This is a genomic window from Lamprobacter sp., from assembly GCF_034860625.1.
In the GTDB taxonomy this organism is placed as follows: domain Bacteria; phylum Pseudomonadota; class Gammaproteobacteria; order Chromatiales; family Chromatiaceae; genus Lamprobacter.
In genome coordinates, this window is sequence record NZ_JAYESN010000073.1 from 1 (window position 1) to 22,174 (window position 22,174).

Annotated in this window: 15 protein-coding genes and 1 pseudogene; 7 read left to right on the forward strand and 9 right to left on the reverse strand. The window is 64.6% G+C overall.

Going from position 1 to position 22,174, the window contains the following annotated elements; translation table 11 throughout:
• Positions 1-675 (forward strand): annotated as a pseudogene (locus VBE63_RS17060) (hypothetical protein); the annotation flags it as partial.
• 162 nt (positions 676-837) lie between these two features.
• A complete protein-coding gene (locus VBE63_RS17065) occupies positions 838-1,755 on the forward strand; it encodes a phosphoglycerate mutase (RefSeq protein ID WP_323684223.1) in 918 nt (305 codons plus the stop codon).
• Between the two features lie 26 nt (positions 1,756-1,781).
• Here the strand turns inward: VBE63_RS17065 and VBE63_RS17070 are convergent, their stop codons facing one another.
• The 4 genes from VBE63_RS17070 to VBE63_RS17085 form a co-directional block, all read right to left on the reverse strand.
• The gene (locus VBE63_RS17070) at positions 1,782-3,158 is read right to left on the reverse strand and encodes a PAS domain-containing protein (RefSeq protein WP_323684224.1); all 1,377 of its coding nucleotides are present in this window, start codon (positions 3,156-3,158) and stop codon (positions 1,782-1,784) included.
• A gap of 31 nt (positions 3,159-3,189) precedes the next feature.
• A complete protein-coding gene (locus VBE63_RS17075) occupies positions 3,190-4,434 on the reverse strand; it encodes a chemotaxis protein CheB (RefSeq protein WP_323684225.1) in 1,245 nt (414 codons plus the stop codon).
• Positions 4,435-4,533: 99 nt separating this feature from the next.
• Positions 4,534-5,169 carry a response regulator transcription factor gene (locus VBE63_RS17080; protein WP_323684226.1) on the reverse strand — a complete coding sequence of 212 codons (636 nt, stop codon included), beginning with the start codon at positions 5,167-5,169 and terminating at the stop codon, positions 4,534-4,536.
• A complete protein-coding gene (locus VBE63_RS17085) occupies positions 5,169-7,031 on the reverse strand; it encodes a PAS domain-containing sensor histidine kinase (RefSeq protein WP_323684227.1) in 1,863 nt (620 codons plus the stop codon). Before VBE63_RS17085 ends, VBE63_RS17080 begins: the two co-directional genes overlap by 1 nt.
• 439 nt (positions 7,032-7,470) lie before the next feature.
• On the opposite strand from VBE63_RS17085, the gene VBE63_RS17090 reads away from it, so the two are divergent.
• Positions 7,471-7,818: a c-type cytochrome gene (locus VBE63_RS17090; RefSeq protein WP_323684228.1), complete on the forward strand. Its 348-nt coding sequence runs from the start codon at positions 7,471-7,473 to the stop codon at positions 7,816-7,818.
• Positions 7,819-7,836: 18 nt separating this feature from the next.
• On the opposite strand, the gene polX is transcribed toward VBE63_RS17090, so the two are convergent.
• Positions 7,837-9,561, reverse strand: coding sequence for a DNA polymerase/3'-5' exonuclease PolX (polX, locus tag VBE63_RS17095; RefSeq protein WP_323684229.1), 1,725 nt, complete (start codon positions 9,559-9,561; stop codon positions 7,837-7,839).
• Positions 9,562-9,612: 51 nt separating this feature from the next.
• Positions 9,613-10,146, reverse strand: coding sequence for a sugar phosphate nucleotidyltransferase (locus tag VBE63_RS17100; protein WP_323684230.1), 534 nt, complete (start codon positions 10,144-10,146; stop codon positions 9,613-9,615).
• Between the two features lie 634 nt (positions 10,147-10,780).
• Between VBE63_RS17100 and VBE63_RS17105 the strand changes: the two genes are divergently transcribed.
• The 4 genes from VBE63_RS17105 (at position 10,781) to VBE63_RS17120 (ending at position 16,514) form a co-directional block, all read left to right on the forward strand.
• A complete protein-coding gene (locus VBE63_RS17105) occupies positions 10,781-13,600 on the forward strand; it encodes an AMP-binding protein (protein ID WP_323684231.1) in 2,820 nt (939 codons plus the stop codon).
• A 41-nt stretch (positions 13,601-13,641) separates the two neighbouring features.
• On the forward strand, positions 13,642-14,025 hold the full coding sequence (locus tag VBE63_RS17110; protein ID WP_323684232.1) for a zinc-ribbon domain-containing protein: 384 nt from the start codon (positions 13,642-13,644) through the stop codon (positions 14,023-14,025).
• Positions 14,026-14,236: 211 nt separating this feature from the next.
• Positions 14,237-15,604: an HAD-IC family P-type ATPase gene (locus tag VBE63_RS17115; protein ID WP_323684233.1), complete on the forward strand. Its 1,368-nt coding sequence runs from the start codon at positions 14,237-14,239 to the stop codon at positions 15,602-15,604.
• 127 nt (positions 15,605-15,731) lie between these two features.
• Positions 15,732-16,514 carry a VIT1/CCC1 transporter family protein gene (locus VBE63_RS17120; protein ID WP_323684234.1) on the forward strand — a complete coding sequence of 261 codons (783 nt, stop codon included), beginning with the start codon at positions 15,732-15,734 and terminating at the stop codon, positions 16,512-16,514.
• A gap of 187 nt (positions 16,515-16,701) precedes the next feature.
• On the opposite strand, the gene VBE63_RS17125 is transcribed toward VBE63_RS17120, so the two are convergent.
• From VBE63_RS17125 to VBE63_RS17135, 3 genes are all read right to left on the reverse strand, one after another.
• Positions 16,702-16,965, reverse strand: a complete 264-nt coding sequence (locus VBE63_RS17125; RefSeq protein WP_323684235.1) for a DUF4399 domain-containing protein — start codon at positions 16,963-16,965, stop codon at positions 16,702-16,704.
• 288 nt (positions 16,966-17,253) lie between these two features.
• Complete coding sequence (locus tag VBE63_RS17130; RefSeq protein WP_323684236.1) at positions 17,254-20,316, reverse strand: transketolase; 3,063 nt, start codon at positions 20,314-20,316, stop codon at positions 17,254-17,256.
• A 348-nt stretch (positions 20,317-20,664) separates the two neighbouring features.
• Complete coding sequence (locus VBE63_RS17135; RefSeq protein ID WP_323684237.1) at positions 20,665-22,050, reverse strand: glycogen debranching protein; 1,386 nt, start codon at positions 22,048-22,050, stop codon at positions 20,665-20,667.
• Between the last annotated feature and the right edge of the window lie 124 nt (positions 22,051-22,174).

Here is a 22,174-nt window from a genome sequence, read left to right on the forward strand (position 1 = left end):
GACCTCTATCAGGGCTGCGAGCTGTGGGACTTCAGCCTGGTCGATCCCGATAATCGCCGCCCGGTGGATTTCGAGCGCCGTCGCCATTGGCTCAGTGAGCTCGATAGCCTTGCAGCCATTGATGATGCAGGCGAGACAGCGGAAGGTCTCCCACAGCCACTGCGCTCACAGGCACTGGACAACACCCTCAGCGACGGCCGCGCCAAGCTGTCTCTGATCCGCCGCGCGCTGCTGCTGCGCGAGCAGATGCCTGATCTCTTCGCCCACGGCGAGTACTCACCACTCACGGTTGAAGGCCCACATGCGCACCGTCTCTGCGCCTTCAGTCGCAGCCATCAGGGCCAGTCGGTGGTGGTCATTGCGCCGCGCCTGCTCGCCGGACTGAGCGAGCTGGCCGGCTCAAGCATCGGCTATATCGATCCATTGCAGGACCCCGGTTGGGACGAGACCTGGATCTCGATCCCGGCCGCGCGGCTCGACGATGTCCTAGGCGGTTCAGTGAGCGGCACCGAGCGCGGTGCAGGAAGCGACTCAGAGAACAGCAGGAAGCGCAGCACGGATGCCAAACCAGGCCAGCCGCTTGAGACCGAGCAGCATGAAGGGCGTCAAGCCCTTCGCGCCAGCAGGGTCTTGCGCCGGTTCCCGGTCGGGCTGCTGAAGACCAACGCGCGATGACGAACCAATCGCCTGATCACCAATCGTCTACCAACCGTCAACCAACCGCCTGTCAGGCAAGACTGCAGCGCCCCGAGCTGGGCACCTATCAAGCATACAAGCATTCATGCAAGCACAGCGGCCTGGGCCGCCAGACAGACCCACCATCAACGGAGGACCACCATGGACATCACCGATACTTGGCAAGAACTGATCACTCCCGGCGCTAAGATCGTCTACCTGATCATGGACGGTCTCGGCGGGCTGGCGAGCGAGGAGACCGGGCGCACCGCGCTGGATACCGCCGAGACGCCGAATCTCGACGCACTGGCGCATGACTCCTCCTGCGGTTTGCTCGAGATGGTCGGCCCCGGCATCACGCCGGGCAGCGGTCCTGGGCATCTGGCGCTGTTCGGCTATGATCCGCTGCGCTGGCGCATCGGCCGCGGGGTGCTCTCAGCGCTGGGCACCGACTTCCCACTGCAGCCGGGTGATCTGGCCGCGCGGGTCAACTTTGCCAGCATCAACAGCGCCGGTGAGATCACCGATCGGCGCGCTGGGCGCATCCCGACCGAGCTGAACCAGCGTCTCTGCAGCAAGATCCAAGACGCCCTCGACCTGGACTTCGACGGCGAGGTCTTCCTCAACACCGAATCCCAGCACCGGGCCGTGCTAGTGCTGCGCAGCAGCCCGGGTGCCGATGCGCTCTATGACGAGCTGCCTGACACCGATCCTCAGGTCACCGGCCGGCCGCCGATGCCAATGCAACCGCAGTCCGAGCAGGCCACCGCGGCAGCCCAGGTCGTCGCACAGTTCCTGGAGCAAGCGCATGCAGTGATTGCCGACGAGCAGCCCGCCAACGCGCTGCTGCTGCGCGGCTTTCAGCAGCATCATGTGATCCCAGGGCTACAGGAGCGCTTCGGTCTCAAAGGCCTCTGCATCGCCGAGTATCCGATGTACCGCGGACTCTCACGGCTGCTCGGGATGGACATCGCTGACCCGCCGACCGGCATGGACGCCCTGTTCGAGGCCTTTGAGCAGCAGTTCGGCGACGAGCACGATTACTTCAAGCGTGACTCGAGCACCGACTCCAAGAGCTAAGGCGTCAGATCGCCGTGCTGTACGGCTCAGCTGGGCACTGGCTGGTCACGATCAAAGATGGTGATCACCACCCCATCGATGCGTTGATCGTGCGTTCGGTAGGGACGCAAGGTGACATCCTGGGTTTTTCCGTGCTCGCCTTCGGCCTCGAGCCGCTTGACGGCCATGCTCTCCATCACCTCATGCGCGAGCGCCTCGAGCCTCGGCAAGTCGATATTGGGTCGGAGGTTGCCAATCGGACGGCCGACATCGCCATCGATGAGATTGAACAGCCGCTTGGCGCGCGGGGTGAACTGACGCACCCGCAGCTCGCGATCGAGCATCAGAATCGGCAGATTGACACTGCTCAGCAGGTTGCGGAGGTCGTTGTTGGTTGCCGTCAGCTCGGCATTACGATGCCCGAGCTCGTCATTAACGGTGGCAAGCTCTTCATTCGTGCTCTGCAGCTCCTCTTTCGCGGTCTCCAGCTCCTCGTTGGTGCTCTGCAACTCCTCGTTGGTCGATTGCACCTCCTCGTTGGCGGACTGCAGCTCCTCATTGGTGCTCTCTTGATCCTCGATGATCGATTGCATGTACTCGCGTGTCTCCTCCAGCTCCTTTTCGAGCTTTGCGATCCTTGCCTGATCCGCCTCGCTGCCCCGTTCTTCGTCGTCCTCCGAGCCATTGCTCGCCGAGGCGGAAGGGGGCTCAGCGTCAGCAGCATTGACCGGATGTTCTTCAAACAGGATCAGATAGAAGCGTTCTGGGGCGTCCTTTGCCAGCGGTATCACGCGCAGGCTCAGCTGGCTCTCGCGGCCGTCCATCTTGAGATCGATCCCCGTCTTAATGACGGGCTCATCGCTCTTGAGCGCCCGCTTGAACAGGTTGCGCAGGTCGACCAGGAGTTCCTGGCGAACCAGCTTGACTAGATCCAGGCTGGCGGTGCCGGGCAAGGGCTCGAGGTAGCGGCCGGTCTTACCGCGGAAGCTCAGCACGCTGAGGTCGCGGCTGACGATGACGCCGGGCGGGCCAAACAGCGTCAATACGGTGCGGTCAGCCTCCTTCCTGATCTCAGACTCGGACAGACCAATGGGCTCATGTTGGCCGTGGCGCGACTCGCGACCAGCATACCGACTGGCAGGGGCAAACTCATAGGTCGGCGTCGATGCGGTGGACTGCTTGGCATAGACCTTCGCTTCCTTGTTCTCGAGCCGGAACAGATCGGAGCTGCTGCCGATGCCCTCCGAGGCGCCCAAGAGCAGGAACCCAGCGGGCTTCAGTGCATAGTGAAAGATCTGCAGCACCCGACGCTGTAGTGTGCTGCCGAGATAGATCATCAGGTTGCGACAGCAGATGAGATCGAGTCGCGAGTACGGTGGGTCGCTGGTGACATCGTGCGGCGCGAAGATACAGAGGCTGCGCACCGCCTTATTAACCTGCCAGCCGCCTGCGGCCTCATGGAAAAACCGATTGAGGCGCCCCCTGTGAGAGCTCGCTGCTGATTCGGCTCGAATAGACACCGCTCCGGGCGCGCTCGATGGCTCGCTCATCGATGTCGGTGCCGAAGATCTGTACCGGGATCTCCGACTGCGGCCCCAGCGCCTCGAGCAGCACCATGGCCAGCGAGTAGGGCTCCTCACCAGTCGAGCAGCCTGGCACCCAGATCCGCAGCGTGTCGTTTGGCGATCGGTCTTTGAGGAGCGTCGGCAGGATGTAGTCACGCAATGACTCGAAGGTCTTCGGTTCGCGGAAGAAACCGGTGACGTTGATGGTGATGTCGTGAAAGAGCGCATCGACCTCTTGGGGCTCGCTGCGCAGATACTCCAGATAGTCGCGGAAACGCTCCAGCTTGCTCAACAGCATCCGACGTTTGAGGCGCCGTTTGATGGTGGCGTGCTTGTAGTAGCTGAAATCGTGTCCGGTGCGCCCGCGCAAGAGCGCGAAGACCTGTTTCATCTCCTCGCTGCTGGCGCCGGGGTCATCCTCAGCCTGAGCATGGCTGCGATCGAGCAGATACGGGTGGCGAGCGATCCGGCTCAGCTCCCGCGCGATCCCGGCCGGCGGCAGCACGAAATCCACGGCGCCACTGGCAATGGCGTTACCGGGCATGCCGAAATACTGCGCGGTGGCCTCATCCTGCGCAAAGGTCATCCCGCCGGCGGCCTTGATCGCCTTGAGCCCCAGGGTGCCGTCGGAGGCCGTACCCGAGAGCACGACGCCGATCGCGGCCGGTCCGATCTCATCGGCCAGCGAGCGCAGCATAAAATCGATCGGTAGCTCGGTGCGCTGACTGCCGCTGAGCTGACTGCCACCATGCTCGCGGCTGCTTCCGCGGGTGAGCTTGAGTCGCCCATCGCGCAACGCAAGACTGCAGTCCGGTGGCGCCACGTAGATCTGATTCGACGCAATCCAGGTGCCGTCTTCAGCCTCTTGGACCGGCAGACTGGTCTCGCGTGACATGATCTCGCTCAGCAGGCTCTCGCGGGTGGGCGCCAGATGCTGCACCAGCAAGAACGCCATGCCAGTATCCTCCGGCAGCGCTTGCAGCAAGGCCTTGAAGGCTTCCAGGCCGCCCGCCGAGGCGCCAATGCCAACCACCGGAACCGACGGGGTTTCTGACGGCCTCTCTGTTGCACCATCGTTCGCTGGTGCGGTTGCCGACTGATCAGCGCTCGCTGCAGGATTCTCTTTGCTCGCCACTCGAGTCGAACCTCCACTCAGGATCAAGCGGCGAGCCTAGCATCCTGCGTGCTGAGTTGCCTGCATAGCGGTCAGTCCTGGGCGCTCAGTCCTGGGCGCTCAGCCCACGCCGGTGGCCTCTTCTCCACCAGACGGACAGAGCGCGACCATGTTGCACAGCATGGCAATGCTGTCGGCCTCCATCTTCTCCATCATCTTTGCCCGATGAGTCTCAACCGTGCGTGGGCTGATCTCGAGCTCACAGGCGATGTCCTTGTTCGACAGGCCTTGGGTCGCCAATGCCATCACCTGCTGCTCGCGGGGCGTCAAGGTCGCGCAGCGCGCGCGCACGGCCTTCACCGCGCTCGCATCGTCACGGCGTCGGCGGTCGATCTCGAAGGCACGCTCGATACGCTCGGTCAGCTTGCTCTTGCTGACCGGCTTCTCGAGGAAATCCACCGCGCCCAACTGCACCGCCCGCACCGTGGTTGGCACATCGCCGAATCCGGACAGGAAGATGATCGGCAGATCATAGCCGCGTTGACGCAGCGCCTGCTGCAGTTCCAGGCCGGTCATCTCTGGCATGCGCATGTCGAGCACCAGGCAGCCGCGGTCGTCGTCCGAGCAGGAGGCGAGAAACACCTTGGCACTGGCGAAGCCCTGCACCCGATAGCCGAGCATCTCGAGCAACAGCTGCATCGATTCGCGCATTGCCTCGTCGTCATCGACGATGTAGACGCTTTGCTCCTCATTCATCATTCTCCTCCTGCCTGAGCCAGCGGCAGCTTGAAATGAAAACAGGCGCCGACGCTCGAGCTCGGATCAGCCCAGAGCTTGCCACCATGGGCTTCCACGATGTCGCGGCTGATTGGAAGCCCCATCCCGAGCCCCGAGCTGCGGCGCGAGGCGAATAGATCGAATAGGGCATGCTCATTCTCCACAGCCAGTCCAGGGCCGGTATCGCTCACCGTGACCTGGACCATCGGCGAGCCCGTGTCGGTCTGGCCGTCGGTCTGGACCATGAGGCTGACCTCGGAGGTGCAGGAACCGGTTGCAATGGTCACCTGCCGCACCGGCATCTCGGCCTCATGGATGGCCTGCACCGCGTTGCAGATCAGGTTGACCATGACCTGCTCAAGCTGAACCGGGTCACCGAGCAGCCAGAGACCGGCCGAGCCCGAGGCGAACTCCAGCTCGACCTGGCGTTGGCTCGCGAACCAGCCGATCAGCTCCAGCGTGCGCTCGATCAGTGGATCGAGCTCAACCGGCTGCATCCGGACCTCCTTATGGCGCAAGAAATGACGCAGGCGCTCGACAATGGCGCTGGCGCGCTCGAGCTGGGCATCGGCCTTGGCGATCATCGGCTCCAGCATCGCCGCCTCTGCTGAGCGTTGCTTGGCATCGAAGCCTTGCAGCTGCTCGAGCGCGGCGCGCCCGAAGAAGGACGCGGCGTTCAGTGGCTGCGCCAGCTCGTGCACCAATGAGGTGGCGAGCACGCCTACCGCATTGACGCGCGCCGCATGGGCTGCCGTCTCCCGCGCGATCTGCGTATTCTGCTCGGCGCGCTTACGGTCGGTGACGTCGATCTGCACGATGACCGCACCCTGCCCTGTCTCCTCTCCCTCGGCCTCATTTCCCTCACCCTCATCTCCCTCGGCGTCGAGCGGCGCGGCGGTCAACGCCAGCCAGTGCTCGCCATCCCGGCGCTCACAGGCATACTCAGCAACGAACCGGTGGCGACGCCGCTCGAGGACGGCCGCCACGCCGTCGGCAATGGCAGCAGTCTCGGCCCCTGACGCAGGGCGCTCAGCCTCTGATCGGGAGGCCTGATCGCGACAGGCCGCGAGATAGTCGCATCCGACATCGGCCCGTTGCGCTGACGACCCCGAGGTCGAGCACTGAAGACAGTCGGCGAAGCACCGCCAGGCCTCGTTGGCGAGGACGATGCGGCCCTTCGCGTCTAGAACGAGAACCTCGGCCGGCAGGGCGTCGAGGATGGCGTGAGCGCGGTGCTCGGTCGCCACCTTGCTGCGCTCAAGCCGCCGCTCGGCGGTGATATCGACCAGCGCGCTGAAGCACTCAGGCCCCTGATCGCCATGGCGTCGTGAAGACACCAACCGCAAGGACTGGGGCGCCGGCCCGGGACGTGGTCGGCGCGCTTCCAGATCGACGTCCAGTGGCTCGATCCGCGTCCCCTCGGCGCCGCTGATCACGACCGAGACATGGTCAAGGAAACGCCGCATCTCGCCGCTTGCCAACAGGACCGGAAACGGCGTGCCACCGAGCCGCAGACGATCGCGCCCGAGCATCTGCGCGGCAGTGAGATTGATCTCGCGGATGCGCCCGCGCCGATCGAAGACCGCAAAGCCGACCGGCGCCAGATCAAACAACCGGGCGTAGTGGTCGCGGGAGACCTCCAAGATGTGACGCGCATCGGCAAGCTCGCGTCCCTGCAACTCAAGCTCTACCTGGTGCGTTTGCAGCTCGAGCAGCAGATCGCGGGTCGCGTCGTTGCCGCGTCCGTCGTCCAGCAATTCGCTGATCAGCTGGTCGAGACGACGCGCCAGCTCGGGCTTGCTCAGCACGTTGAGACCACGCCCCCTTTCATTATCTGTCATGGCTACCTCATCGATCACTGCCTCGCCGTCTCGCCGTCTGGACGTTGTCTGGATTCTGGATTCAACTGGATTCAACTGGAGTGAAGCAAATTCGAAGCCAGCTCCATCGAGCAGGCCGGCCCAAGGACAAGCATGGCTAGGCCAGACCTCTAATTGGTTCATGTAAACCAAGACATGGCTCGATTCACCCAGCATAACGGGTTAGCTCGACTGTTCTAAACACGTGCCTCGGCGCCAGCGGATTGCTCAGCTGCTTCAGCAATGCCCTGTGAGGCCTCGCACCATCCTGAGTGCTTCCAAGAAAACGGCATGCGCATTGCAAAAGCCTCATTGAAATCGAAGGAGGCGCAGCGACGAGGCGCATCAAAGCGAACGCATCTGCGCCATCCAATCCCTGTCCCAACCCGCATCATCATCGAACACACTCGGGAGTCATGACATGTCAGCTTACAGTCGCACCTTGACGCTATCTTCAGCGGCCGCCCTGCTCGGTCCTTTTTTGCTTGCCCTCTGGGCACCTCAAGCTGTTGCCGAGACCGGCAACGCGCAGTCTCAGGCCCAGCAAGGCGAGAAGATCGCCGAGCAGATCTGTACGACCTGCCACCGCGTCCCTGATGAAGGGGGTGCCCCCGTCGGTCCTGAGTTCGGGACACTCGCTGAGCGCAGCGACTGGACCGCGCAGCAATTGCAGCAGATCTTGAATACCGAACAGCACGAAGACGCGGTACCGGCAAGCAAGCTTCAGCTTGAAGCCGTGGCCAGCTATCTCAATCAGCTTGGCAACTGACCATTCAGGTTGGGTGGCTTAATCACGCTTGAGCAGCGCGCGCAGCGCCTCGAGCGAGCGAGTGTTGATGACGTCATCGGCCTCCAGCCAGCCGCGCCGGGCTTGGTCGACGCCGAAGCGGATGTAGTCCAGATGGGTGCTGCTGTGGGCATCGGTCGAGATCGCCACCTTGACGCCCATCTCCTTGGCGAGGCGGCAATCGGCGTCGCTGAGATCGAGCCGCTTCGGTTGCGCGTTGACCTCGAGGAAACAGCCCCGCTCGGCCGCCGCCGCAAGCACCCGCTCCAGATCCAGGTCGTAGGCATCGCGCTTGCCGATCAGACGCCCGCGCGGATGGCCGAGGATGGAGAAATTCGGATTGTCCATCGCCCGCAGCACCCGTTCGGTCTGCTGCTCGCGCGAGAGACCGAGCTTGTCGTGGATCGAGCAGACACAAAGGTCGAGCCGCTCGAGGACCGTATCCGGCAGGTCGAGCGAGCCGTCCGCCAGGATGTCGACTTCCGCAGACTTGAGCACTCTGATTCGACCGTCAAGCGCATCGTTCAGGCGATCGATGCGCTCGATCTGCTCGCGTAGCCGGGCCTCGTCGAGTCCGCCGGCGACGCTCAGGTTCTGGGTGTGATCGGTGATCGCCAGGTACTCATAGCCGCGCTCGGCACCGGCCTCGGCCATTGCCCGCAGGCTCTCGTGACCGTCGCTAGCGCGGGTATGGCAATGCAGATCGCCGCGGATGGCCTCGAGCTCGATGAGCCGCGGCAGCCGTCCCTGCTGCGCGGCCTCGATCTCGCCTCGGTGCTCGCGCAGCACCGGCTCGATATAGGGCAGGTCCACGCTGGCATAGACCTCTTCCTCGGTACGCCCGGCGATGCGCTCGTCGTCGCGGAAGACGCCGTACTCGTTGATCTTGAGGCCGCGCTCGACCCCCATTCGGCGTACCGCAATGTTGTGCGCCTTGGAGCCGGTGAAATAATGCAGCGCGGCGCCGTAGGCGGCTTCTGGCATCAGGCGCAGGTCCACCTGCAGGCCCGAGCGCAACACCACGGTCGAGCGAGTTCCCCCCTGGGAGACGATCTCGCGGACCTCTTCATGACCCGTGAATCGCTCCATCACTGCTGATCCTTGATCAGCGGTGACCAGGATGTCGAGATCACCAACGGTCTCCTTGCGGCGGCGGACGCTGCCGGCGACGGTGAGCTGCTGGACCCCCTCGATTCCACCCAGATCCCTGGCGAGCGTTTCAGCAACCTCCTCGGCCTCCATCAAGCGGGTGCGCGTCTCCTGGCCCTGGCGCCGGGCCAGGTGCTCGGCAATGGTCTCCTCGGTCTTGCGACCAAAGCCCTCGAGCTGACGCACCCGCTGCTGATCGACGGCCTGCTTGAGATCATCCAGATTCTCGATCCCGAGATCCTGATGCAGCGCCTTGACCCGCTTCGGACCCAGCCCGGAGAGCTGCAGCAGCTCGCTCAATTGGGCTGGCAGGGTCTCCTCGAGCTCGTCGAGCTGTGGCAGCTCGCCGGTCTGAGCGATGGTCGCGATCTTCTCGGCCATGCTCTGGCCGATATCGGGCAGCTCGGTCAGGTCAGCGCCGTTCTCGACCTGATCGGCCAGGCTTTGTGCCAGCCCGGAGACGGTCTGGGCGGCTTGGCGATAAGCGCGCACCCGGTAGGCATCGCCGCCACCGATCTCGAGCAGATCGGCCGCACGCTCGAGCCGGTCTGCGATTTCTTGGTTATGGATCGTCATGGCTTTGAATCGTTATCGTTTTGAATCATAAGCGTCTCAGGAGGAACTCATTTAGTCGGAGTACCCGCCACCGGCTCCGCGTGGCCCGCGGGCGAAGAAGGGGGTCCGGCCGCGTGGCACCACCACGATGCCAGAGTCGGTCACCGGCAGGCTCGAACGGTCCTTCTCGATGTCCCAGCCGATGCGCATCTCCCGCTCGATTAGGTTGTGCCGGTCGACGATGACGCGGCGCAGCCGCGCACCCTTGCTGACCCTGACGTAGTCCATGATGATGCTGTCCTCGACCTCCGCGCCCTCCTCGATGACCGCCTCGCGTCGCACGATGGAGTTGCGCACACGGGCGCCCTTCACCAGCGTTGCGGCGCCCAGCAGTACGTTGTACTGCACCAGCAGATAGATCGTCGAGATCCCGGAATTGACCAGGTTGCTGAGGACAAAATCAACGATCCGGTAGCGGGCACCGAACGGGACGGCCGGCTTCGAGCGCTTATCGGTGAGCGGGCGCAGTCGTGATCCCTGCCCTCCAGCCATCACCATGGCCATGATGCTGTTGCGATCGCCAGCATGTGATTGGTTCGGTTGCATCGATTAGGCTCCTGTCCCCTCTGTCGGTGAGTGACGGTTCAAAAACACCACCAGTCGTTGATTTGACCCACCGGAAGCAGGCCGGGAGCCGCTCCGGCTCGAGCAGCGATTCGATGACAGCCTCCGGATATGAGGCTCGACCGGGGGCGGATCGGGGGCTTGGCGTCCTTTCATCAGCGCTGCGCGGATCGAGATCATGGGGCTTCCATAGCGACGGGTGGTTGGGTCCATTTCAGGGCTCAAGCAATCGGGGGGCCACGACGCCTTGGCTGGATTTCTATGCGGCACGATCGTTGCCTCGTCGTTGCTATCAAGCCATCGCGGGACGCCACCGCTGCTCGAGGAGAGGGCGCTCATCAGTGACCGGCTCTCTGACAAGCAACCGGCACTCTTTCTAGACGATGACAGCACCCTGACCCCGATCGTGGAGCGCCCGCAAAATGCCCGACTCAGCCACCCACGGCAGCTCGGAGTTCGAACGCATGCGAGCGCGCCTCACCCGCACTCATCGAGTTGCTCGCTGCCGAGCGAGCGCCGTTTGGAGACCCAGGCGCAGACCCATGCGCAGACCCAGGCTCAGCTTCTTGGCTCGAATGGGTCTGCAGACATCAACGAACAGACGGAGGTCGGTTAAGTGAGCAGCGAGCGACGAACACTCAGTGAGATTCGAACACTGGATGAATTCATCTCACTGCTGCGCGAGCGTGGCGAGTCGATCGCGCTCATCGAGCTGGAGCGCGAGCAGCGTCGCGACTGGAGTGCCGCCTCACTGGCCGAGCAGGCGCGGCGCTTGGCCGCAGGGTTTCACTCTGAAGGGCTCGAGCCCGGCACCCGTGTCCTGCTGTATGCGCCGAACTCGCCACAGTGGATCATCGCCTGCCTTGCCATCATCAGCGCCGGTGCCATCCCGGTGCCGGTCGATAGCCAGCTCGGTGAGCGCGATCTGCGTCATATCGCGGCCAACAGTGGCGCACGCTGGGCCTTGACCACCAAACGGCTGGCCAACAGTCTGCAGCAGGCGGCCGAGGCGCAGCCAAAGCTCGTCCTGCTCGATGGCAATGAGGGCGGTGACACGGACGATACCGATAGGGCTGATCAGCGCGATCATCACGCAGATGCCAGCAGCAACGACGACGCCAACACACGGACGGCTGGTACCCATTCAATCGCCAGATTGCTGCGGGAGACGCCTGATGAGGCGTCTGACGCCGCACCCGAACTCGGCGGGCAACCCGACTCATCCGCCGAAGCGGTCCTGTTCTATACCTCTGGCACTTCCGGTCCACCCAAGGGCGTCCCGCTGACCCATGACAACCTGCTGTCAAACCTCAAGGCGATCCTGAGCCAGGACATCGTCGATCCCAGCGATCGGCTCCTGCTGCCGCTGCCGCTGCATCATGTCTATCCGTTCTCGCTCGGGATGCTGGCGCCGCTGGCGCTCGGAATCGGCATCATCCTGCCCTACTCGCTGACCGGCCCGCAGCTGGTGCGCGCACTGAAGGAAGGCGAAGCCACGACGATGCTCGGTATCCCGCGGCTCTACTCGGCACTGCTCGACGCCATCGATCGGCGCGTTGCCGGTGCTGGGCGCCTCGCCAGCGCCGCCTTCGCGGGGCTGCTCGGCCTGTCGATCGCGGTGCGTCAGCGGATCGGCATCGGCCTCGGTGCGCCGCTGCTCGCGCCTTTACGCCGCCGAGTGGCGCCAAAGCTGCGATTGCTCATCTCCGGCGGGGCCGCGCTTGAGGCCAAGATTGCCTGGCGGCTCGACGCGCTTGGCTGGCAGGTCGCAACCGGCTATGGACTCACCGAGACCTCGCCGATCCTGACCTTCTTAGCGCCACCTGCCCGACGCTTCGACAGCGCCGGGCGCGCCCTACCTGGTGTTGAGCTGCGAATCGATCAGACAGACGATCGGATATCGGACCAAGGCGAGATTCAGGCCAAGGGGCCAAATATCTTCTGCGGCTATTTGGATCTCCCCGAGAAGACTGCCGAGATCTTCAGCGACGACGGCTGGCTGCGCACCAGCGACCTTGGATATATTGACGAACAGGGCTGGCTCTCGATCAGCGGCCGCGCATCGGCGCGGATCGTGCTGGCCGGCGGCGAGAACATCGACCCCGAGCGTATCGAGGCCCGTCTCGAGCACTGCCCGTCGGTACGCGAGGTCGGGGTGCTCGGCCACGAAGGCCGACTCGCGGCGGTCATCGTCCCGGAAGCCGAGGCCGCTCGCGATCAGGATCAAGACCGCTTGCGACAGCAGATCAGCGACGAGATCACCGCGGCATCACGTGATCTAGCGAGCACCCAGCAGATCGACAGCCTGCGGCTCGACCGCTCGCCACTGCCACGCACCCGGCTCGGCAAGCTGCGCCGTCCTCGCCTGGCGGAGCGCTTCGAGGCGTTGTCGGCAGGTGCCGAGACCGCCCCCGAGCCCGGTCTGGCAGCCTTCGACGACCTTGCGCCAGAGGACCGCCAGCTGCTCGAGGATCAGACCGCCCATCGCGTCTGGCGCTGGCTCGGTGAGCGTTTCTCGGACCGTCCGATCACAACAGACGCCGATCTCAGACTCGATCTTGGCGTCGACTCGCTGGAATGGGTGGACCTGACCCTGGACCTGCAGCAGCAGGTCGGCCTGGCGCTCGACGAGGAGGCCATCGGTCGCATCAAGCGTGTGCGCGATCTGCTACAGGAGGCCATGGAGGCCGAGCAGACCGCAGTCACCGGGGCCACGCTCATCGAGCGCTTGCAAGACCCGGAGGCACAGCTCAACGAGACCGAGCGACAGCGCTTATCCCCGCCGCCGGCGCCGTTGCGCTGGCTGGCGACGCTGCTGCATGCACTGGTGCGCCAAATCCTGCGCGGGCCGTTTCGGCTGCAAGTGCGCGGGACTGAGCAGATCCCCACCTCGGGGGCCTGTCTGCTGACGCCGAACCACCTCAGTGCGGTTGATCCGGGAGCGATCCTGGCCGTGCTTGATCACGCGCGTCGGCGCACGACCTGCTGGGGTGGCGCGACCGCCATCTTGTTCAACCGCCCCTGGATGCGATTACTGAGCCGCAGCATGCGGGTGCTGCCGGTGGACCCCTCCGGCAATCCGCTGACGAGCCTCGCCCTGGGCGCCGCGGCACTCAAGCAGGGCTGCATGCTGATCTGGTTCCCCGAGGGCAGGCGCTCACCGGACGGGGCGTTGCAGCCGTTTCGCTCCGGTGTTGGCTCGCTGGCCCTGGCCAGGAAGGTGCCGATCCTGCCGGTCCATCTTAGTGGAACCCGTGAGGCGCTACCGCCCGGCTCGCTGAGGCTCCGCCCACGCCCGGTCGAGCTGCGCATCGGCGCGCCGGTCGACGCCGAGACGCTGGCGCGGGAAGGTCAGGGAGAAGATGATGCGGCGCGCATCGCCAATGCACTCCAGGAGCGGGTCCGCGCCCTTGGCGCCGGCGCCGACGAGGCCTAAAGCTTCAACAGTTCCACGCCGATCTGCGACTGGCCTTGCCCATGAAACTGTTTTCCTGCGGCGCTTGCGGGCACACCCTCTACTTCGACAACGTCGAGTGCACCTACTGCGGCCACCGGCTGGGCTTCGATCCGGCGAGGCTTGATCTCGTCGCTTTCGACCTGGCCGCGAACGGCGACTGGCAGCCCACCAAGTCCACTGGCACGCATCAACGTTTCCGCCCGTGCGCGAACTACGCCGAGCACAATGCTTGCAACTGGGTGGTGCCGACCACGGAAACGGACCCGCTCTGCCCAGCCTGCCAATTGAACCAGACGATCCCCGATCTCACCGTGCCAGGGAATCTGCTGCTCTGGCAGCGCCTGCAGACAGAGAAGAATTGGCTGGTGTATAGCCTGCTGCGCCTCGGCCTGACGGCCGCCTGAGCTGTCGAGGCTCGCTGCACAAGACCATGACAACCAGTCGGCCTTTGACTCAAGAGACGGCAGAGAAAGCGCTCAAAATGGCATAAAAACTGCTTTCTCTATCGCTAAATCACGCTAAATCACGCTAAATCACGCTAAATCACGCTAAATCACGCTGGATCACGTTAGATCACGGGCGTTATCCCAAAGGCGTATCCCATGGTGTTACCGCATGGACCGAGCTAGACCGCGTCAGGCCTGGCGCATCCTGATCGATCAGCTCGCCAGTATCGTCGTGCTGCTGTTGCTGGCGGCCTCTGGCGCGGCGCTGCTGTTCGGGCAGGTGATCGAGGCCATCGCGATTAGTGCCGCGATCCTGGTCAACACCGTCATCGGCTTCGCGATGGAGCTGCGCGCGACCCGCGCCATGGAAGCCCTGCAGCGCATGGGCAAGACCCAGGCGCGGGTGCTACGCGAGGGCCACAGCCGCGAGATCCCGGCCGATGAGCTGGTGCCGGGCGACGTCGTGCTGCTCGAAGCCGGCGACCTGGTGCCGGCCGATCTGCGCCTGATCGAAGCGAATCGGCTGCAATGCGACGAGGCCGCGCTGACCGGCGAGTCGGTCCCCGTGGACAAGCGCATCGAGGCGATCGAGTCCGGCTCAGAAGCAGCTCCCGAGGAAAAGGACGACCGAAAGACAGACAAAGCGCCGCCGCTCGGCGAGCGCTACAACATGGCCTACAAGGGCACCGCGGTGACCCAGGGCTCGGGCAGCGGCGTCGTCGTCGCCACCGGCATGGAGACCGAGCTCGGCCACATTTCAGATCTGGTCGCACAGGCGGAGCAGTCGGCGACCCCGCTGGAGAAACGCCTCGATCGCCTCGGCCGGCGCCTGGTCTGGCTAACGCTGGCGATTGCAGTTGTGGTCGCCGGCGCCGGCCTGATCGCCGGCAAGGATCTGCTCGTGATGTTGGAGACGGCCATCGCGCTGGCCATCGCCGCGGTCCCAGAAGGACTACCCGTGGTCGCGACTCTGGCCTTGGCCCAGGGCATGCGTCAGATGGCGCAGCGCAACGCAGTGGTGAAACGGCTCTCAGCGGTCGAGACGCTCGGTGCCGCGAGCCTGATCTTCACCGACAAGACCGGCACCCTCACCGAGAACCGGATGGTGCTGGCGCAGCTGGCCCTCGAGCAAGGCACCCTGCGCTTTGAGCGCCCAGGCCAGACGACGGCGCAAGCGACCGAAGGCCGCAGTCAAGACGAAAACAGCCGTCACGACGAAGGCGGCCGTCGAGACGAGCGCCATCATGAAGAAGGCAGAGGCGCCGGTGACGTCAGCGCCGACGCGGTCAGCGCCGACGCGCGGACCACTCTCGACGGCGAGCCGCTAGACCTGGCCAACGAGCCCGTCGCGACCTACATCGCGCCCCTCGCCGCGATCCTCTCGATCGAAATCCCCACAGTTGGCGAGTGGCTGTTGATCCTAGGGTTCTCACTGCTGCCGTTGGTGCTTGTGCAGGTCGGCAAGCTGGTGGCGCATCACCTGATTCGGCGTCGACGCCAGTCACAGGTCAATCCATCGCACCAGTCGCAATCATGACCAGTCGCAATCATGAACGGTGCAAGAATAGCCGGAGCATCCACAGGTCAGCCAAGCCCTTCTTGAGCTGGCTCTCTGCAACCTCTGCAACCCCTTCAACCCCTTCAACCAAGGAGCACATCGCGCTATGCCCGCAAAACAGCCTCGACAACGCTCACGCTGGCACCTGGCCCGCGCACACCATGCGGACGAGGTTCGCGCGCGACTCGCATCTGAGGGCGGCGGCGGGCACCTCGGCGATGCGGTGCTGGGCGCGATCGACGGTGGTATCACCAGCTTCGCGGTCGTCGCCGGCGCCGTCGGCGGTGGCTTCTCGAGCCTGGTGGTCATCATCCTCGGCGTCGCCAGCCTGCTCGCCGATGGCTTCAGCATGGCGGTCAGCAACTATCTCAGCACCAAGAGCGATGCCCAGGCCGCCGACCAGACCCATCGTGAGGAGCTGCGCCATATCGAGGAGGTTCCGGAACATCAATGCTTGGAGCTGCGCGAGGTCTTCGCCGCCAAGGGCTTTGAGGGCGAGACGCTCGATCGCATCGTCGAGACCATCGCCGCCGACCCCGAGCTCTGGGCCAAGACCATCACCCAAGAGGAGTTTGGCCTGCAGCCCGGCGATACCGGTCAGCCGTTGCAGTCCGGCGCCGCCACCTTCGCCGCCTTCGTGCTCATCGGCGCGATCCCGTTGATCCCATTCGCGATACCCAGTCTCAGCATCGATCAGGCCTTCATCGCCAGCATCGGCGCGACCTCGCTGGCGTTCCTCGGGGTCGGCATTGCCAAGGGCTGGGCGCTGGATCAGTCCCGTTTCCGCTCCGGCCTTGAGACCCTGCTCACTGGCGGCGGCGCGGCGGTGCTTGCCTACGGGACGGGCGTCCTGCTGCGCGCCTGGCTGGGCACCGGCGCGGTGGCCTGACCGGGCAGCAAGCCCCAGATCGTCTGGGTCTGCTTGTGAACGCGGTCGAGGTCGACATGGATAGGCTCCTTGATCATTGCGCGAGCCAGCCTTTCTGCGCCGGCTTCCTGACGAGACCGGCGAGCTGTTCATCGTCAGCGAACAGGTGCCGATTGAGCCCGCCAGGAACGCGGTACATGCGCCCGGACTATTCTTCGACGGTCACCTTGATCTGTTCTGACAGCACCGGTGGATCATGGGGGATATGGTCCTTGTCGCCGAGGATCAGCAGCAGTGTGTGCTCGCCGGGCGGCAGGGTCACCATGGTCTGGGTCTGGCCCTTGTCGAAGTGCTGGATGTCACCACCCATCGGCTGATCCGGCGGCGGCAGCTCGTCATTGTCGATCAGCAAATGATGATGGCCTGTATCGGCCATGTCGCAACCGGCGGGCGCGACACCCATGCCCTTCAAGCCAAAGCGGACGACAAAGGTCTGACCGACGGTCTCGCCATGCGCCGGGGAGATGAAGTAGGCACGGGAGCCGCAGTGCCGTCAGCAGTCATCGCAGTTGAGCAATGCAAGTCCTGCTCCAAGCCTAGCGGCGTGCATCGGCTACAGGCTCTAGGGGGGCGCGCAACCGACTCACCTCTCGCCTGCATGGCGTCATAACGGTTGTTATGCCCCGGAGGCTGGGTCATTTGCCTCATCTCGGGGGTCTGCATCCAAACGGGGAGCGCGTCGCTCCCGCACGCCCCGCACTCAGGCGGCAACGGCCAGCGCCTCGCGCTCGATCTGCTGACCCGAGATCCGATGGCGCTCCATCAGTTCCTCTGGCGCGCCGGAGCGCGGCTCGCCGCTGATGCCGAGGCGAAACACCCGACCGAGTCGACCGACCTGCGCCGCGACCGCATCGCCCAGCCCACCGTCGCGATGATGATCCTCGATCACCAGTAGGGTGCCGGTCTCCTCGGCGGCCCGCTGTAAGGTCGCCACATCCAGTGGTTTGACCGAGTAGGCATCGATCACCCGCGTGCACACTCCCTGCTCGCGCAGCCGTGCGCTGGCCTCGAGGGCGGTGTGAACCGTGATGCCGGCGGCAACCAGCGTCAGCCGGTCCTGGGTCGATTCCGCCAGGGTCTTGCTGCCGCCGATCTCGAAGCGCTCATCGGACTGGTAAAGCACCGGCGTCTTACCGCGCGTGGTGCGCAGATAGACGATACCCTCATGCTCGAGCCCGGCCTCGGTCAAGCGCTCGGCGCTCACCGCATCGGCGGGATAGAGCACGGTGGTGCCGTTGAGGGCGCGGAACATCGCGATATCCTCGAGCCCCATCTGTGAAGGCCCATCCTCGCCGATCGAGATCCCGGCATGGCTGCCACAGATCAGCATGCGCGGTTGTTGCGAATGGCCAGCCATGCGGATGAAGTCGTGCGCCCGCGTGAGAAACGCGGCAAAGGTGGCGACGCAAGGCCGCTTGCCGCTGGCGGAGAGACCGAGCGCCGCGCCGAGCATGTTCTGCTCGGCGATCTGCGCCTCGATGAAGCGTTCGGGGAAGGTCTTGGCGAACTGCTCGGTCTTGGTCGAGTTCTTGACATCACCATCGAGCACCACGAGGTCGGGGAAGCGGCTGCCGAGCTTCTGCAGGGCGGTCCCAAAGGCGGCGCGGGTCGCGACTTCCTCGCCCAACGCATACTCGACCTTGAGCGGCAGGTCACTTGCTGCCTGAGCAGGTTCCGAGGCGAGCTGGGTCGGGGTTGCGGCCGTTGGCGGATGCTGAGGCTCAGGGCTCGACTTTGGGCTCGGCTTTGGGCTCGGCTTTGGGCTCCGCACCCGGCGCGGCTCCACCAACAGGCGCACATCCGGCTCGTTGATCTCGGCGAGCGCTTGCGCCAATTGGTCGTCGTCGAGTGCCTTGCCGTGCCAACCCTCGGCGCCTTCGAGGAAGGAAATCCCCTTGCCCTTGAGGGTGCGGGCGATGATCGCCGTCGGCCCTCCCGTCGAACCCGGTTCTCGCGTCGCCTTGAGCGCCGGCAGGATGGCACCGAAGTCGTGACCATCAATCTCCAACGTGCGCCAGCCGAAGGCGCGGAAGCGCCCGGCCAGCACCGCGGTCTCGTGGCCGTAAGGGGCCGGACCGCTTTGCTCGAGACCGTTGGCGTCGACGATCGCCACCACCCGCTCAAGCTTTTGATCGGCGGCGAACTGCGCGGCCTCCCAGACCGAGCCCTCCGAGCACTCGCCATCGCCGAGCAGGCAGAACAGCCGGGCTTCGATCCCGTCTAGGCGGTCGGCCAGGGCCAGGCCGTTGACCGCGGCCAGGCCCTGCCCGAGTGAGCCGGTTGCAACGGGAATCCAGGGATTGCGCGGGGTCGGATGGCCTTCGAGGTCGCTGTCGAGCTGCCGCAGGGTCAGTGGATCGGTCTCGATGGCACCGGCCTCGGACAGGGCGGCCCAGAGGATCGGCGCCGCATGGCCCTTGGAGAGCAGAAAGCGATCCTGATCACGGGCGCCGGGCGCGTTCGGGTCCCAGCGCATCTCGTGGAAGAACAGGGCGGCGACCAGATCGGCACAGGAGAGCGACGAGGTGGCATGACCGGACCCGGCGCGGCTGGTCATGCGCAGCACCGCGGCGCGCAGACGGCTTGCCTCGCCGACCAGCGGGGCGGCGCGCGCATGTTCCTGGCTGCACTCGATGCGCTCGGCCAGACGCTGCAGCAGCTGATCATAGGGGTCGATAAACTTCTGCACACCCTCGGCGACCAGCTGATGGGTGATCGCATCGAGATCGATCTCGAGCCTGCGCTGTAGGCGCTCGAGCAGCTCTGCGGCCTCGACCATGCCGAGCGCTGGGCCCTCGATCCAGCCGTGGTCATCGAAGGCATCCGCGGTCGCCTCCGGCATGGTCGAGATGGTCTCCGGCAGGATCAGCGACTCGACGTAATGGGTGTCGGATAGGCTCGGGTCTTTGCTGCCGGTGCTGGCCCAGACCAGCCGCTGCGGTCGCGCGCCGGCCTTGGCCAGTCGTTGCCAGCGCTCACTCTCGCCGACCTCGCGATAACGAGCATAGGCGAGCTGGGCGTTGGCGACGGCGGTGCGCCCGAGCAAGGACTCGGCCTCGGCAACGATGCGCGCATCGACCTGCGGGTCGATGCGCTGGCGCAGCTCGCGGTCTACGGCGGTATCGATACGGCTGAGGAAAACGCTGGCGACCGAGGCGACGCTGTGCAGATCCTTGCCATCGCGCAGCCGCTGCTCCATGGCGCGCAGATAGGTTTGCAGGGTCTCCTCGTAGGCATCGAGGCCGAACAGCAGGGTGATGTTGACGTTGATGCCATTCACCAGGAGCGTCTCGACCGCGTGCAGTCCCTGCGGCGTGCCAGGCACCTTGATGAACAGGTTGGGACGACCGACGCGATCCCACAGCTCGCGCGCCTGATGCAGGGTCGCGAGTGGATCGTAGGCTAGGTGCGGGGAGACCTCGAGGCTGACGAAGCCATCGAGTCCGTCGGTCGCTTCATAGATCGGTAGCAGCAGATCACAGGCATCGCGCACATCGTCGGTGGCCAGCCGTTCATAGACCGCCTCGGCGGCGACCGAGCCGTCGTGCGCGAGGGTCTCGATCGCCACGGCGATGCGCTCATCATAGGCGGGGGAATCCGCCATGGCCTTGGCGAAGATCGCGGGATTAGAGGTGATCCCGGACAGGCCCTGCTCGCGGATGCGCGCTGCGAGCTGGCCGTTGTCGAGCATGTCGCGTGACAGACTATCGAGCCAGAAGCGCTGGCCGTGATCGTTGAGCTTGGCGAGTTGCTGATTCGGCATTGCGGAATCCCCTCGATGATTGGCATAGATGACAATGATTGACGGGCCTGTGCGTGCTGGCAGCCAGGACCTCGTCGAGTCAGAAGTCATTTGCAAGAATTATTTGCAAGAGATTATCTGCAAGAGAAAGGCCAGCTCAGTGAGTGGGTGTGATCTGTAGGCAGCATCGCTGAGGACGCCGTCGACTCGCTACAAGGCGGTGGGGCCAATACCCCACCGGCGGTGCAAAGCACCCGCGCCGGTTGCAAATCCAGCACTTTGAGGAGCCAGCACATGGGTGAGTCGCAGCAAGTCGGGCAACGACCCCATCGGCGTCACTTTCCTAGCCGCCGAGCAACTCGACCGCTGTCACCCTTGACCACCCTGAGTCCGGGGCTTGTCGTTAGATTCCTCGATCAGCTCAAGGCAGAACGGTGCCTGCCCATCGAGCGCATGCCAGCCAATGATGGCGGCAGCCGCGCTCCAGCCTTGATGACGGGTGCCGCCGGGTGTCAGGTCGCGGCCATGGATGTACTCGGCGAAGCCCCAGGGCTCACCGTCCATCGGCAGTGCGTTGGCCTGGTTGATGCCGTCGAGGAACCGCTGCGCGTCCTGCTGCAGTCCCCGACGCGCCAGGTCGCAGACATAGAAGCCTGTCACCATCGGCCAGAGCCCGCCGTTGTGATACTCGTAGGGCGCGTTCTTGAAGCTGTACGAGAACATCATCTGTAGGTCTTCCCAGTCATCATCGACGGGATGGATGACAGGATGGAACGCAGGCAGCAAGGCCGCCTTGCGGCCGTGCCTATTTTGGTCGCTGTGCTGATTGATGTCCTGGTCGCTGTCTTGGACGATCTCCTGAGCAATACCATCCGCAATGAACTCATCCACCCGTTGCCCCTGGGCCTCATCGGCAACACCAAACAGCGATGCCAGCACATTGGCCAAGGCGTCGAAACGATAGCTGTAGCCGGCCGGTGAGAAGGACGCCATCCAATGGCGGTTGCGGCAATGCGCGGCCGCCTGGAGTCCCTTGCGGTACAGGACCTCGTGGTAGACATCATCCGGAAGCGGGCTGTCGTCGTCCTCGGCAAACCAATAGTTGCAGCGAATCAGATGTCGCAGGCGGCTGATCCGCTCGGTCAGCGCGTGATCGGCTGAGCCGTGCACCGACTCGTGGACCTTGGCCAGCGTGCGCTGCGCCTGGAGATAGAGCAGCTGGTCATAGAGCACATAGCCATTGCGCAGATACTCGTCCGCCCAGTCGCCGGTCAGCGGGATATAGAGCAGTCCGCGGTTGTTGAGTTCCCAGGCGCCGAGCAGGAAACGGATCTTCTCGATCACGGGGGTCATCCGATTCAGGAACGCCTCGTCACCCGTGGCACGCCAATACTCGCCGCAGCCGATCAGAAACCAGAGATTGGCATCGATCCGCCCGGCGGTGCCGCCATAGCTGACACGCCCGGCGACAGGATCGACGTTGCTCGGGATCTCGCCATGCGGCCCCTGGTGCTGCGCCAGGGTCGTGAAGGTTCTGCCTGCGGCCTCACGCAGCCCCTGATCCCCGGTGAGCAGCGCCGCCAACGCGATTATGGCGCCGTCGCGCGCCCAGATCCGGTGATAATTGCGGTGCTTGGTCGGCGACGCGACAAAGCCGTGCGGACTCTTGCAGGCCTGCAGCAGCTGTACCGCGCGCTGGTAGGCGTCATTGGGTGGTGCCTCGCTTGCGCGTCGTGAATGGGGCTCTTTTGGCATGCGTCAGGCCCTCTCGTGGAACAGCGCTTGGCGTCGCGCTTAAGTGTCGCGCTTCTTGATCACACCACAGGCGATGCGCGGTCCGGCCGCGCCCGACGGCTGCGAGTTGTAATCGTCGGCGCCC